The following is a 13,594-nucleotide window of genomic DNA, read 5'->3' as shown; positions in this document are numbered from 1 at the left end:
GGCGTTTACCATAGACTCATCGGCGGCGTGCGTGTGAGCGACTGCCCGGAGGAATCGCCCCCGTGAGATGAACGGGGATCGGTCCTCTCCTGAAGGATGACGTCCGAGGGGGTTCCTGATGACGACGACGACACCGGCCCCCCCCCACCTCGCCTATTTCGAACGCCTCGTGCAGCTCGATCGGCCCGGCGCCATGACCCTGGTCGAGCGCTTCCTGGCCGATCGCGGGGGCGACGTGGCGAGCCTCTACGACGAGGTCCTCGTCCCCGCCCTCATCCACACCGGCCAGGAGTGGCAGGAAGACCGGATCAGCGTCGCCCACGAGCACTACATCAGCGAGGTCACGCGCGACCTGATCCTTCGCCATGGCCCCCGCCTCTGGGCCCGCTCCGACGCCGTGAACGGCACCGCGGTCGCCTGCTGCGCCCCCCGAGAACGGCACGTCCTGGGCCTGATGATGGCCTCCGACATCCTCCGGGCGGCCGGCCTCGAGGTCCACCTGCTCGGCGAGGGGGCCCCCTCGGAATCGATCCGGGACTTCGTCGCCGAGTTCCGGGCCAACGTGCTCGCCCTCTCCGTCTCCTTGCCCGAGCACCTCGACGAGGCCGCCTGGCTCATCGAGCAGAGCCGGGCCGTCAGCCCCTCGCTGCTCGTCATCGCCGGAGGGCGGGCCCTCTCCATGCTCGACGACCCCCGCACCCGGATCGGCGCCGACTTCGTCGCCTGCGACCTCCGGGCCTTGCACCGGGAGCTCCCCAACCTGCTCCGCGATCGGTTCGGATCGTCCTCCTGATCGTCGGCATCGCGCGGATCCTCCCGACCCGATCACACGCCCGATGCCCCCGATCCGCCCGCGGCCCGCCCGGCGTGATAGGCTTCCGACAGCTTCCCTCGCGATGGCCCCGAGACGCCTCGTGGTCATCGATGACGCCGACCTCCCCGCCCTCCTCCCGGCGGGGATCGGGACCGCGATGCACCTCAAGAGCCGAGAGACAGCCCCCATGCCCCGAAGCGGCATCCCCGTCGATCAACTGCTCACCGGCGACTGCGTCGAGTCGATGGCCTCGCTGCCCGACGCGAGCGTCTCCCTGGCGTTCGCCGACCCCCCCTTCAACATCGGCTACGAGTACGACATCTACCAGGACGCCCGCAAGGCCGACGAGTACCTCGACTGGTCGCTCCAGTGGGGCCGCCAGGTCGTCCGGCTCCTGAAGCCGACCGGCACCTTCTGGCTCGCCATCGGCGACGAGTTCGCCGCCGAGCTGAAGGTCCTCTTCCACCGCGAGCTGAAGCTCCACCTCCGCAGCTGGGTCATCTGGTACTACACCTTCGGGGTCCACTGCGCCCGGAAGTTCGCCCGCAGCCACGCCCACCTGTTCTATTTCGTGAAGGACCCCCGCCAGTTCACCTTCCACGACGACGCCGTCCGCGTCCCCTCGGCCCGCCAGCTGATCTACGCCGACCGCCGCGCCAACCCGAAAGGCCGGCTGCCCGACGACACCTGGATCCTCCGCCCCCAGGACGTCCCCGAAGGCTTCCAGCCCGCCTCCGACACCTGGTACGTCCCCCGCGTCTGCGGCACCTTCAAGGAACGCGCCGGCTGGCACGGCTGCCAGATGCCCGAGCAGATCCTCGGCCGGATCGTCCGCGCCTGCTCCTCCGAGGGCGACCTGGTGCTCGACCCCTTCGCCGGCAGCGGCACCACCCTGGCCGCGGCCCGCAAGCTCGGGCGCCGCTACCTCGGTTTCGAGCTCTCCCCCGAGTACGCCGCCCGCGCCGAGGCCCGCCTCGCCGGCATCCAGCCGGGCGATCCCCTCGAAGGCAGCGAGGAACCTTTCGTCACCCGAAAGCGCGTCCGAGTGCCCGCCGACGGCCGCTGATTTGGACGGTTTGGGCCGCTCGATGCCGATTTCGGGGATTTTTCTCGGTCCTTTTCCCTGATTTTGTGACTGGACCCTATCTTTCTTTCGATGATTAAAGGGAGCGGCGATCCTCGCGAGCCTCCTGCGCCCCGGCACGAGCCTCGCCTCGTCGGACGGGCACCTGCCCCTCTTCCTGGACGATCCCGCGACGCCGCGCGATCGTCCCGACGAGCTTCCCCGCCCATCGTTCGCACGCCCAGGTTCGGCACCTTTCTTGTGATTGGAACGATCATCATGGCTCGCACTCCAAAGCCCCAGCGTGACCCGTCCGACGGCGACCCCCGACCCCGGAAGCCTCGCCGCTCCCCCCGGGCCCGGCAGAAGACGGACCTCACCATCTTCCTCCACTACCCGCTCGGGTCGATGAACGACGGCGATTTCCAGGCGCTCTGTCACCAGATCCGCGCCCTGCTCGCCCCCCGGACCGACCTGGAAGAGCGCGGCATCGACATCATCCTCTGGACCTTCGAGCGGGTCCGACGCGCCTGCACCGCCCTCGACCAGGGCGTCCCCGGCGCCGATCAGTACCTCAAGGCCATGCTCACCTCGTTCCGAGAGCGGCAGAAGACCTTCGACCTGCTCCGCAAGATCATCGACTCCGACCCGGAGAACACCTCCCTGGCGTCGATCCTCGTCCCCGAGGCCCCGCCCAGGCCCGCGAACTCCATTTCCCCCGCCCCGCAGCCCCCCCCAACCCCCGAACCCGCTCCCGAGCCCGAACCCGAGCCGGCCCTCCCGCCCCAGGCCGCGACCGACGCGGACGACGACGACGAGATCGACGAGATCGAGGCCGCCGCGCGCGACTGGCGCTCCCGGATCGCCATGGTCCCCTCGTTCGACCCCCGATGGCCGGCCCTCGACCAGTTCAACCTCCGGGTCGACGACATCCTCACCATGCGCGACCACGGCGTCCCCGAGGACGAGATCCTCGAACGCCACCCCGGCCTGACCTACACCGACCTGGCCTGTTGCTACTCGTGCGAGGCCGACGGCTACCGGGGCCCCCTCGAACCCCCCTACCCCGACGACATCACCCTCGTCGAGGACGACCCCGAGGCCGACTGACCCGCCCCCTCCGGCGGCGAGATCCCCGGAGATCTCGCCCATCTCGGCGGCGAACCTTGCCGGTGGGCCGGTCTTCCGGCTAGAATCAGGCGATTTTCGGGCCGCGGCCCCTCGATCGAGCGGGATCGAAGCGAGGGGCCGCGGCCCGACGCGCGCCGCCCGTCCGTCCGTCCCCACGCCGCGTCCCTCCCGAAGCGAATCGAAGCGAGTCACCGCCCGTGCCCAAGCGCAAGGACATCGAGAAGATCCTCATCATCGGCGCCGGCCCGATCGTCATCGGCCAGGCTTGCGAGTTCGACTACTCCGGCTCCCAGGCCTGCAAGGCCCTCCGCGAGGAGGGCTACACGGTCATCCTGGCCAACTCCAACCCGGCCACGATCATGACCGACCCCGGCATGGCCGACCGGACCTACATCGAGCCGATCGTCCCCGAGGTCGTCGAACGGATCATCGCCAAGGAGCGGCCCGACGCCGTCCTCCCCACCCTCGGCGGCCAGACTGGCCTGAACGTCGGCCTCGCCCTGGCCGAGTCCGGCGCCCTCGATCGCCTCGGCTGCCACCTCATCGGCGCCGACGCCGACGCCATCCGCAAGGCCGAGGACCGCGAGCTGTTCAAGCAGTGCATGGACGAGATCGGCCTCGAATCGGCCCGATCCGGCGTCGCCCACTCCCTCGACGAGGCCCGCGCCATCCGAGACGAGGTCGGCCTCCCCTGCGTCCTCCGCCCCAGCTTCACCCTCGGCGGCTCCGGCGGCGGTATTGCCTTTAACAAGGACGAATTCGACCGCATGGTCACCTATGCGCTCGAACTCAGCCCCGTCCACACCGTCCTGATCGAGGAGAGCATCCTCGGTTGGAAGGAATACGAGATGGAGGTCATGCGAGACTGCGCCGACAACGCCGTCATCGTCTGCTCCATCGAGAACTTCGACCCGATGGGCGTCCACACCGGCGACTCGATCACCGTCGCCCCCGCCCAGACCCTCACCGACAAGGAATACCAGCGGATGCGCGACGCCTCGATCGCCATCCTCCGCAAGATCGGCGTCGAGACCGGCGGCTCGAACGTCCAGTTCGCCATCAATCCCAAAGATGGCCGGATGATCGTTATCGAGATGAACCCCCGCGTCAGCCGCTCCAGCGCCCTGGCGTCGAAGGCCACCGGGTTCCCGATCGCCAAGATCGCCGCGAAGCTCGCCGTCGGCTACCGGCTCGACGAGATCCGCAACGACATCACCCGAGAGACCCCCGCCTGCTTCGAGCCGACGATCGACTACGTCGTCACCAAGATCCCCCGCTGGGCCTTCGAGAAGTTCCCCGACGCCGACCCTGTCCTCACCACGCAGATGAAGTCCGTCGGCGAGGTTATGGCCATCGGCCGGACCTTCAAGGAGTCGCTCCAGAAGGCCCTCCGCGGCCTCGAAGTCGGCCGCTTCGGCCTCGGCTGCGACCCGAAGGACCGCTGGTACTCGGGCGACCGCCCCTCCGAGGACGACATCACCGCCAAGCTCGCCACCCCGAACTCCGAGCGCATCTGGTCGATCCGCGATGCCCTGCTCTCCGGCATGTCGATCGACCGCATCCACGCCCTGACCCAGATCGACCCCTGGTTCCTCCAGAACCTCGCCGAGCTCGTCGAGATCGAGGGGAAGCTCCGCGCCGCCGGCTCGCTCGACGCGGCCTCGGATGAGTTGATCCGCGAGGCCAAGCGTTCCGGCTTCTCCGACAAGCAGCTCGGCCACCTCTGGAACGCCTCGGAGGTCGAGGTCCGCCGCGACCGCAAAAGCCGCGGCATCGACGCCGTCTTCAAGCTCGTCGACACCTGCGCCGCCGAGTTCGAGGCGTACACCCCCTATTACTACTCCACCTACGAGGACGAGGACGAGTCCCGCATCGGCGACAAGCCCCGCGTCATGATCCTCGGCGGCGGCCCGAACCGGATCGGCCAGGGGATCGAGTTCGACTACTGCTGCTGCCAGGCCGCCTTCGCGCTGCGCGACGACGGCTTCGAGGTGGTCATGGTCAACTCGAACCCCGAGACCGTCAGCACCGACTACGACACCTCCGACCGCCTCTTCTTCGAACCCCTCACGGTCGAGGACGTGCTCAACATCGTCGACCGCGTCCGGCCGACCGGCGTCATCGTCCAGTTCGGCGGGCAGACCCCCTTGAACCTCGCCAAGGCCCTCGAAGCCGCCGGCGTGCCGATCATCGGCACCAGCCCCGACCGCATCGACGAGGCCGAGGACCGCGACCGCTTCCGCGCCGTCATCGAGCGCCTGGGCCTCCGCCAGCCCCCCAACGACACCGCCACCAGCGAGGACCAGGCCCGCCGGATCGCGGCCCTCATCGGCTACCCGGTCGTCGTCCGCCCCAGCTTCGTCCTCGGCGGCCGGGCCATGGAGATCGTCTACGACGAGGCGAGCCTCGACCGCTACATGGCCCACGCCGTCGAGGCCAGCCCCGACCACCCCGTCCTCATCGACAAGTTCCTCGAAGACGCCACCGAGGTCGACGTCGACGCCATCTGCGACGGCGAGCGTACCATCGTCGGCGGCGTGATGGAGCACATCGAAGAGGCTGGGATTCACTCCGGCGACTCCGCCTGCGCCATCCCCCCCTACAGCCTCCCCGCCGAGGTCGTCGCCGAGCTGAAGCGGCAGACCTACGCCCTGGCCGAGGCCCTCGAGGTCCGCGGCCTCATGAACATCCAGTTCGCCGTCAAGGACGGCGAGGTCTACGTCCTCGAGGTCAACCCCCGCGCCAGCCGCACGGTCCCGTTCGTCTCGAAGGCCACCGGCCTGAACCTCGCCCAGGCCGCCGCCCGCGTCATGGTCGGCAAGACCCTGGGCGAGCAGGGGATCACCGCCGAGCCGGTCCCCACCTTCGTCTCGGTCAAGGAATCGGTCTTCCCGTTCATCAAGTTCCCGGGCGTCGACATCGTCCTCGGCCCCGAGATGCGATCGACCGGCGAGGTCATGGGGATCGACCACGACTTCCCCTCCGCCTTCGCCAAGAGCCAGCTCGCCGCCTCGACCCGATTGCCCCGCGAGGGGACCGTCTTCGTCTCCGTCGCCCAGCGCGACCGCCCCGGCGTCGTCCCGATCGCCCGCAAGCTGATCGAACTCGGCTTCGACCTCATGTCCACCCCCGGCACCGGCGGCTTCCTGGCCGAGAACGGCATCCCCGTCACCACCGTCCGCAAGATCCAGGAAGGCCGGCCCAACATCCTCGACCACCTGGCCAACAACGCCATCGCCCTGATCATGAACACCCCCAGCGGCAAGGGTGCCCGCACCGACGAGGGCCGCATCCGCGCCTCCGCCGTCTCCCACGGCGTCCCCTGCATCACCACCCTCGCCGGCGCCCGCGCCGCCGTCGCCGCCCTCGACCGCCTCCGCGGCGACGAACTGGACGTCTACGCGATTCAGGACCTGTTGAACGCGAAGCAATGACCCGTCCCCGGGGGATGGCCCCGCCCCTGATCGCCCACGAGCGGCGGAGGCGTTTGCCATCCAACCGACATCCCGAATCGAGCGGCCGATGGCCACCCATCCTCCTCCCGCCACCATAGACGATCTCCACCGCGTCGAAGGCCGCGCGGAGCTGATCGCCGGCCGCATCCTCCGTTTGCCGATGTTCGGCGCCCTCCCGGCACGCGCCGTCGCGCGGCTCGCGCTGTCCCTCGATCGGCATTGCGAGCGGACGGGCCGCGGCGAGATGCTCACGTCAACGGTGGCCTATGCCGTCTCCCCCCTCCGATCGGGGCGGCGATCATTCTGCGCCGCCGTCTGCTTCCGCGACGGCCCCCCACCGACCGATCCCATGGGCTTCCGCGACGGCCCCCCCACCTTCGCCGTCGAGGTCCGCACCCTGGGCGAATTCGGCCCCGCCGCCGACCGAGCTTACGCCGCGAAGCGCAGCGATTATTTTGAAGCCGGCACCCTCGTCGTCTGGGACGTTCACCCGCTCGCCCAGGTCATCCGTTCCTACCGCCGCGACCGCCCCGCATCCCCGACAGCCTTCACCCTCGGCCAGATCGCCGACGCCGAACCCGCCATCCCCGCCTGGCGTCTGGAAGTCAATTCCATCTTCCCTCCCCGGCCCTAGCGAACCTTCGTTTGTACTGGGAAGGCAGCTCGGCCCGTTTCCGGGGTTCCCTCATGCCTCCTTCCCTCGCCACCTTCCACGAACAGCGTCACCGCCGCTTCGGCCGCTCCAACCCAGAGCGCATGCGCCTGGAACTCTGGGAGTGGATCGTCCGCGAGCGGCTCTACCCCGTCAAGCTTCGCAAGCACTATGGCCTCGACGTTTATCCCGACGACGGCCCCGACTGGTGCGCGGGCGATCTCGGCCAGCCCCGCGTCGAATTGCCCGACGGCCGCATCCTCCGGGTCGCCGGCGAATATGAGGACTATTACGACCCCGACTTCTGCATCTATAACCACGTCATCGTCCAGACCCCCGACGACGCGATCGAAATCTACGGCTACCCCCGCGAGGTCTTCCCGCCGACCGACTTCCACACCGCCACCCTCGTCGATGATCGGCTCATCCTCATCGGCAACCTCGGCTACCCCGACGAACGCCGGCCCTGCATGACTCCCGTCTTCAGCCTCGACCTGAACACCTACCGCATCGACCCCGTCGCCACCCTCGGCGACGCCCCGGGCTGGATCTCCAGCCATTCCGCCACGCTCGACCCCGGCGGATCGGCAATCACCGTCACCGGCGGCCGTGTCTGGCTCGCCCCCCAGCCGCGAGGCATCCTCGAACGCACGGTCAATCTCCTCCGGCGCAATCCGGCACCGCAAGGCATCCTCAAGCGTTCGTTCGATGACTTCCGCCTCGACCTCACCCGCGGCCGCTGGGAGCGCCTGACCGACCGGAGCGATTGGCGTGAATTCGTCATCGAGGTCCCCTGGCGGGTCCGCGTCCCCTTCGACAAAATCTTCGATTCCAACCTCGATGAAACGCTCGTCCCCTCGCGATTCCGCGGGGCGATCGTCCCCCTGCCCGACGAGGAGGGAGTCCTGTCGAGACGCTTCCTGGCCGAGGGCGTTCCCGTCCAGACCTCGTGGGAATGCGACGATGTCCAGATCCTGGTCGAGGGCCCGCTCCCGAATGACGCGCTCGCCCAACTGCTCGAAGATCTCCGACAGAATCTCATCGCGGTCACGGGACTGAACTCCTGGTCCGTGAAGGAACTCCGCTGAACCGCCCCACCCCCGGAGAATCGAGCCGAGCCGATGGATCTGATCCTCGCCAGCACGTCCCCCTACCGCCGCGCCCTGCTCGAACGCCTCGGCCTGCCCTTCCGCTGCCGGGCACCCGGGGTCGATGAAGACCAGTTCAAGGCCGTCGGACTCCCTCCCCGCGAACTGGCCGATCGCCTGGCGATCGCCAAGGCCGACGCCGTCGCCCGCCTCGAACCGGACCCCCGCTCCATCGTCATCGGCTCCGATCAACTCGTCGCCTTCGAGGGCCGGGTGCTGGGCAAACCGGGTTCGGTCGAGCGGGCCGTCGAGCAACTCCTTTCGCTTGCGGGCCGCGAGCACGAGCTGATCACCGCGATGGCCGTCATCCAGGGAACGAACGTCGTCCAGCACACGGACGTCGCTCGCCTTCGCCTGCGTCCCCTGAGCCGGGCAGAGATCGAGCGCTACATCCTGGCCGACCGGCCGATCGACTGCGCCGGCTCCTACAAGCTCGAAGCCCGGGGGGTCGCCCTGTTCGATCGGATCGTCTCCGACGACCACTCCGCCATCACCGGCCTCCCCCTGATCGCCCTGACTACCATCCTCCGAGACCTCGGCGTCAGCATCCCCTGATCCGATCGCCCGATGCTGCACCCCTTTGCGCTGTACGCCGGGATATTCGGTACAAATCCTCCGTTGCACGCTTGTCACCCGGACTGGTGCTCAGTACACTGATGCCGGATGTTCAGTTTGATCCGGATGCGCCGGTGCGCCCGGACCCGCCTCGACCGCTCGACCTGCTTCGCTGGATGCCGCACGGAGGGACAACGATGTCGAGTCTTCTGGCTCCTCGATGGCCGCGGACGACCGCCCCGCACCCGGCCCGATCCGCCCGCCCGTCGCTCCGGGAGGTCTGCCTGCTCGGATCGAGCCGACCCGCAGGGCCGGCGCCCTCCGGCCTTCCTTGCCCGTCGGCCGAGGCCACGGTCCCCCATCTCGGCCGCTTCTATCGCGTGACCGAGGCCCAGGACGCCCGCCCCCGCGACGCCCGGCAATACCTCCATCTGGCCGCGATCGCCCCGGAGCCGCCCCGGACCTGATCCGACTCCCGGTGCATCCCGCTACCCCCCGAGGGGGCAGAGGAGCGCCCGGGCCCCTGAGCCTCGGGCGGTTCGCGCCGGGCGTCGCGCGTTTCCGGCCTTCGAGCCCGACGGATGATCGGAGCGGTTCGGTCATGCCCTTGCCCGTCCAGCATCCCCCACCCCCGCGCACCGACGACCGGCCCCGCCGAGGCGTCCTCGATGCGCCCGCGTTCAAGTCCGTCGAACTCGCCCAGCGCGGCCGGATGATCCTCGACGTGGCGGAGGCCGACCTGGCGGCCTCCGAATCGATCCTCGGCCCCTTCCACGACACCACCTGGTTCTTCCGCCGCGCCCTGGCCGACGCCCGCGACTCCTGGGATCGCCTCCGCGCCCGCTTCGGCCTCCCCGTCCTCGAAGCCGCCCTCGACGAGCCTCCGGCCACCGTCCTGACCCTCGGCCGCTCCGCCACCCCCGATGCCGTCCTCGTCGTCATCGGCGGCACCACCTACGCCCTGCACCGCCAGCCCCCCTCGGCCGACGCCCCCCGCATCTGGCGACTCACCCGCATCCCCCCCTCCGACGACGGCCCCTTCCACGCCTGCCGACTCGCCGACGGCTCGACCCAGTGCGACTGCGCCCACTGGATTTTCGACATCGCCGACCGCTCCGACTCCTTCTGCAAGCACCTCGCCGCGCTCGACGCCCTCGGCTGGCTTTGACCCACCTGAACGAGAACCCTCTCCTCTCCTCTGCGTCTCCGCGACTCTGCGCCCCATCCCCTCCCCACTCTCATCCGCTCCTCCCCCACCACCCTCCTTGCCAAGACGCAGGCCGTTCCCCTAATCTCGACACCATCGGATCGCCCTGCTCGTCGTCCGCTTCGCGACGTCCTGGCGCGATCCCCACCCAGGATCATCACCATGCGCTGGCAAGGCCGACGACAAAGCGACAACATCGAAGACCGCCGCGGTGCCCCCACGCGCGGCCTCGCCATCGGCGGCGGCCTCGGCTCACTTGTGCTCGTCCTCGTCATGATCGCCCTGGGCATCGATCCCCAGGCCTTGCTCCAGCAAGCCCCCCCCGCCCCAGGCCCCGGCCCCGGAGGGGCGCAGCAGGCCCCCGCCGAACGCGAGGACGACCCCCAGGCCGATTTCGTCTCCGTCGTCCTGGCCGACACCGAGGATGTCTGGAACGAGCTGTTCCCCTCCCATTTCGGCCAGCGCTACGCTCCGCCCAAGCTCGTCCTCTTCGAAGGGGCCGTGCAGACCGAAGGTTGCGGCTTCGCCGGCGCGGCGGTCGGGCCGTTCTACTGTCCCCTCGACCAGAAGGCTTATCTCGACCTCGGCTTCTTCGACGAGCTGAGCAACCGCTTCGGTGCTCAGGGTGATTTCGCCCGCGCCTATGTCGTCGCCCACGAGATCGGGCACCACGTCCAGAACCTGCTCGGCATCTCCGACGAGGTCCGCCGCCTCCAGCAATCGGCCCGCACCGAGGAGGAGGCCAACCGCCTCTCCGTCCGCCTCGAACTCCAGGCCGATTTCCTCGCCGGCGTCTGGGCCTATCACGCCGACCGCATGAACCAGATCCTCGAACCCGGCGACCTCGACGAGGCCCTCCGCGCCGCCAACGCCATCGGAGACGACACCCTGCAACGCCAGGGCCAGGGCCGTGTCGTCCCCGACTCGTTCACCCACGGCACCTCCGCCCAGCGCGTCCGATGGTTCCGCCAGGGGTTCCAGACCGGCGACGTCGAACAGATCGACGCCACCTTCTCCACCCCTTACAACCAGCTCTGAGCCCCCCTCCTTCGAGCGTCACCCGACGGCACGGATGCCGTCCCCCTCCCCTCCGACTTGAGCCCGACTCGCCCCGACTCTTCCTCCCCGTCGCTCCGCTCGGTCTCCCCGTCATCGCAGGCAGAAACGCCCCGGTTTGTAGCATTTTCCCTGAACTCGGTTGTAAATCCGTCGAGGTATCCCGCGAGCCTCCTCCGGACCACCCCCTTCGAATCCCGACAATCCGCGCAACCCTGCGCGTAAACCCCGCAATCGCACAACTTTTCGCCATGAATCGGCGTTTGGCGCGGGGCTTGCCTTGTCTCCCCAGCATCTCCAGAGCACACACCTTGACTGATCGCAAGAGCGGGCCAATTCGGCTGTTCTTGCCCCTGCCGCAGACTCCTCACCCGACCGCCGGTTCCGAGGCCGAGCCTGAGCGATCCCCGCGCGGGATGACGCTCCCCGTGCGCCCTCAAGCCGGCCCGAACCCGACCCGATCCAGAGAGATGCCGATCCCATGATCATGACGACCAGAACCCTCGCGGCCGCCCTGATCCTCACGCTCACCGTCGCCGCCTTTCCGTCCTCGTCGATCGCCGCGGAACGCCCCGGCGCCTCCGTCCCGCTCCGAGACGACGCCCTCGGTCACGCCGTCCTCGACATCCTCCCCGACTTCGAACTCCTGAGCGAGCCGGAGCCAGAGTCTCAGCCAGCGCCTTCCGTCTCCATCCCCGCCGACTCCGGTTACGGCGATCCTTACGGCTTCTCCGCCATCATCAATAACTACCGCGCCTCCGCCGGGCTCCCCCCCCTGGCCTACGACCCGAACCTCGCCGCCTGGGCCTCGCAGAACAACGCCGCCCAGTGCTCCCGGGGACTCGGCCATCACATCATGGCCAACTTCTTCCAGAACTGCGGCTACAACCAGGCGTCGGTCCTCGACATCGCCATCAGCTGGATGAACTCCCCCGGGCACGCCCAGAACATGCTCGCCCCCTCGGCCACCCGCTTCGGCATCGCCTACGGACCCGGCCCCTACTGGACCATGAATCTGCAATGAGCCATCGCACCTGACCTGCGATGCCCGATCGACCCGGGCCGGCGACCCCTCCGCCGTCGGCCCGGGTCGGTTCGCGCGCGGATCCGACCCCGAGCCAACGTCGCTTGAACGCCGGTGTCTTCGGATGCTAGACTCGCTGCCGAACCGGCCGCCCGGCCGACACGGAACGACTGCGCGCCGACCGGAGTCTTCAACGCTCCCGATGTCGCCCGATCGACCTCCGATCCCTCAAGACCGTATCCTCTGGTCCTCTTGCTTCTCAGGAGAACGTCCACCATGTCCGTCGCCGCCAGCACCCCGAGCAAACTCGGCGCCACTGTCCTGCTCGGCCGGGGCCTCACGCCCGGCAAGCTCCGGGGTCTGCAACGCATCAGCAACCCCAACGGCACGCTGACGATGGTTGCCTTCGACCAGAACAGCTCCATGATCGACCTCGCCAAGAAGGGCCTGAAGGCCAAGGGCGAGGACCGCGACCCGACCTACGAGGAGATCGTCGAGGCCAAGCTCGACATGGTCCGCCACATGGCCCCGAAGGCCTCCGGCATCCTCATCGACGCCTACTACGGCGCCTGGCCGGCCATCGCCACCGGCGCCGTGCCCCCCGACCGCGGCCTGATCGTCCGTGTCGAGAAGTCCGGCGGACCGAAGAACAAGCGCGGCGGCCCGCTCGGCTCGATCGAGCCCGGCCTCTCGGTCGAGAAGATCAAGCTCATGGGCGTCGACGTCGTCAAGCTGCTCGCCCCCTTCGAGCCGACCGAGCTCGACAGCGGCCAGCACCAGTTCGACTTCATCCAGAAGATCTACGAGGACTGCCGCAAGTTCGACATCCTCCTGCTGCTCGAGCCGGTCGCCTTCCCCCTCGACGGCGAGAAGAAGACCGACGTCAGCTTCCTCAACCGCAAGGCCGAGACCGTCATCGAGTCCGCCCGCCAGCTCTCCCGCTGGTGCGACGTCTACAAGGCCGAGTTCCCCGGCACCCTCGGCCACGAGTCCGAGGAGCAGCTCCGCGACAACCTGCTCGCCCTCTCCGAGTGCAGCCAGACCCCCTGGGTCCTCCTCTCGGCCGGCGTCGACTACGCCGACTACGTCACCCAGGTCAAGATGGCCATGGACTGCGGCGCCTCGGGCATCCTCGGCGGCCGGGCCTTCTGGAAGGAATACTTCCAGGAAGACGGCGCCGACGCCCGCGCCCGCTTCGCCGCCGAGACCGGCGCCCAGCGCGTCGCCGAGGTCGATGCCATCGTCCGCGAGAGCGGCTCCCCCTGGTTCGCCAAGTACGGCCTGACCCAGGACGACTTCCTCAACATCCGGGCCGCCGAGGGCTGGCACTTCCGCTACGCCCCGCACGCCGAATCCGCCGTCGGCAGCTCCGGCCACGTCGTCCGCGCCGGCGAGGTCTACTGACCCTCCCCCTCCCGACGACGATCGCTCTGTCGCGCAACACAACCGGCCCCGGAGCCTCATCGCCCCGGGGCCGGTTGTCGTTCGG

Annotated in this window: 12 protein-coding genes; all 12 read left to right on the top strand. The window is 69.0% G+C overall.

Features of this window, described 5'->3' with window-relative positions; genetic code table 11:
• Positions 1–118: 118 nt before the first annotated feature.
• The 12 genes from AB1L88_RS08325 to AB1L88_RS08270 all read left to right on the top strand — a co-directional run bounded on the left by AB1L88_RS08325 (position 119) and on the right by AB1L88_RS08270 (position 13,509).
• Complete coding sequence (locus tag AB1L88_RS08325; protein ID WP_367096183.1) at positions 119–793, top strand: cobalamin B12-binding domain-containing protein; 675 nt, start codon at positions 119–121, stop codon at positions 791–793.
• Positions 794–1,001: 208 nt separating this feature from the next.
• Entirely contained in the window at positions 1,002–1,880 is an 879-nt protein-coding gene (locus tag AB1L88_RS08320; RefSeq protein ID WP_367096363.1) for a site-specific DNA-methyltransferase, read from the top strand.
• 276 nt (positions 1,881–2,156) lie between these two features.
• Complete coding sequence (locus AB1L88_RS08315; protein WP_367096182.1) at positions 2,157–2,987, top strand: hypothetical protein; 831 nt, start codon at positions 2,157–2,159, stop codon at positions 2,985–2,987.
• Positions 2,988–3,205: 218 nt separating this feature from the next.
• On the top strand, positions 3,206–6,442 hold the full coding sequence (gene carB / locus AB1L88_RS08310; RefSeq protein WP_367096181.1) for a carbamoyl-phosphate synthase large subunit: 3,237 nt from the start codon (positions 3,206–3,208) through the stop codon (positions 6,440–6,442).
• Positions 6,443–6,530: 88 nt separating this feature from the next.
• Complete coding sequence (locus AB1L88_RS08305) at positions 6,531–7,097, top strand: Uma2 family endonuclease (protein ID WP_367096180.1); 567 nt, start codon at positions 6,531–6,533, stop codon at positions 7,095–7,097.
• 53 nt (positions 7,098–7,150) lie between these two features.
• A complete protein-coding gene (locus tag AB1L88_RS08300) occupies positions 7,151–8,203 on the top strand; it encodes a hypothetical protein (RefSeq protein WP_367096179.1) in 1,053 nt (350 codons plus the stop codon).
• Between the two features lie 33 nt (positions 8,204–8,236).
• Positions 8,237–8,818 (top strand): Maf family protein, encoded by a 582-nt coding sequence (locus tag AB1L88_RS08295; RefSeq protein ID WP_367096178.1) that lies wholly within the window; start codon positions 8,237–8,239, stop codon positions 8,816–8,818.
• Positions 8,819–9,015: 197 nt separating this feature from the next.
• Positions 9,016–9,285, top strand: coding sequence for a hypothetical protein (locus AB1L88_RS08290; RefSeq protein WP_367096177.1), 270 nt, complete (start codon positions 9,016–9,018; stop codon positions 9,283–9,285).
• A gap of 134 nt (positions 9,286–9,419) precedes the next feature.
• A complete protein-coding gene (locus tag AB1L88_RS08285; RefSeq protein ID WP_367096176.1) occupies positions 9,420–9,986 on the top strand; it encodes a hypothetical protein in 567 nt (188 codons plus the stop codon).
• A gap of 201 nt (positions 9,987–10,187) precedes the next feature.
• Entirely contained in the window at positions 10,188–11,063 is an 876-nt protein-coding gene (locus tag AB1L88_RS08280) for a neutral zinc metallopeptidase (RefSeq protein ID WP_367096175.1), read from the top strand.
• A gap of 505 nt (positions 11,064–11,568) precedes the next feature.
• Positions 11,569–12,105, top strand: coding sequence for a CAP domain-containing protein (locus tag AB1L88_RS08275; protein WP_367096174.1), 537 nt, complete (start codon positions 11,569–11,571; stop codon positions 12,103–12,105).
• A 276-nt stretch (positions 12,106–12,381) separates the two neighbouring features.
• On the top strand, positions 12,382–13,509 hold the full coding sequence (locus AB1L88_RS08270) for a tagatose 1,6-diphosphate aldolase (protein ID WP_367096173.1): 1,128 nt from the start codon (positions 12,382–12,384) through the stop codon (positions 13,507–13,509).
• Positions 13,510–13,594: the final 85 nt, after the last annotated feature.

The sequence above is a fragment of the Tautonia sp. JC769 genome (assembly GCF_040717455.1).
Taxonomy (GTDB): domain Bacteria; phylum Planctomycetota; class Planctomycetia; order Isosphaerales; family Isosphaeraceae; genus Tautonia.
Note: the sequence above shows the minus strand (reverse complement) of the source record. Positions and strands in the feature narration are given on the sequence as shown.

Excerpts from the sequence above, each read along its gene's own strand:
- AB1L88_RS08320 (WP_367096363.1), top strand. The coding sequence starts at position 1,002 with ATGCCCCGAAGCGGCATCCCCGTCGATCAACTGCTCACCGGCGACTGC.
- AB1L88_RS08270 (WP_367096173.1), top strand. The coding sequence starts at position 12,382 with ATGTCCGTCGCCGCCAGCACCCCGAGCAAACTCGGCGCCACTGTCCTG.
- AB1L88_RS08290 (WP_367096177.1), top strand. The coding sequence starts at position 9,016 with ATGTCGAGTCTTCTGGCTCCTCGATGGCCGCGGACGACCGCCCCGCAC.
- AB1L88_RS08325 (WP_367096183.1), top strand. The coding sequence starts at position 119 with ATGACGACGACGACACCGGCCCCCCCCCACCTCGCCTATTTCGAACGC.
- AB1L88_RS08315 (WP_367096182.1), top strand. The coding sequence starts at position 2,157 with ATGGCTCGCACTCCAAAGCCCCAGCGTGACCCGTCCGACGGCGACCCC.
- AB1L88_RS08305 (WP_367096180.1), top strand. The coding sequence starts at position 6,531 with ATGGCCACCCATCCTCCTCCCGCCACCATAGACGATCTCCACCGCGTC.
- AB1L88_RS08280 (WP_367096175.1), top strand. The coding sequence starts at position 10,188 with ATGCGCTGGCAAGGCCGACGACAAAGCGACAACATCGAAGACCGCCGC.
- AB1L88_RS08300 (WP_367096179.1), top strand. The coding sequence starts at position 7,151 with ATGCCTCCTTCCCTCGCCACCTTCCACGAACAGCGTCACCGCCGCTTC.
- AB1L88_RS08285 (WP_367096176.1), top strand. The coding sequence starts at position 9,420 with ATGCCCTTGCCCGTCCAGCATCCCCCACCCCCGCGCACCGACGACCGG.
- AB1L88_RS08295 (WP_367096178.1), top strand. The coding sequence starts at position 8,237 with ATGGATCTGATCCTCGCCAGCACGTCCCCCTACCGCCGCGCCCTGCTC.
- AB1L88_RS08275 (WP_367096174.1), top strand. The coding sequence starts at position 11,569 with ATGACGACCAGAACCCTCGCGGCCGCCCTGATCCTCACGCTCACCGTC.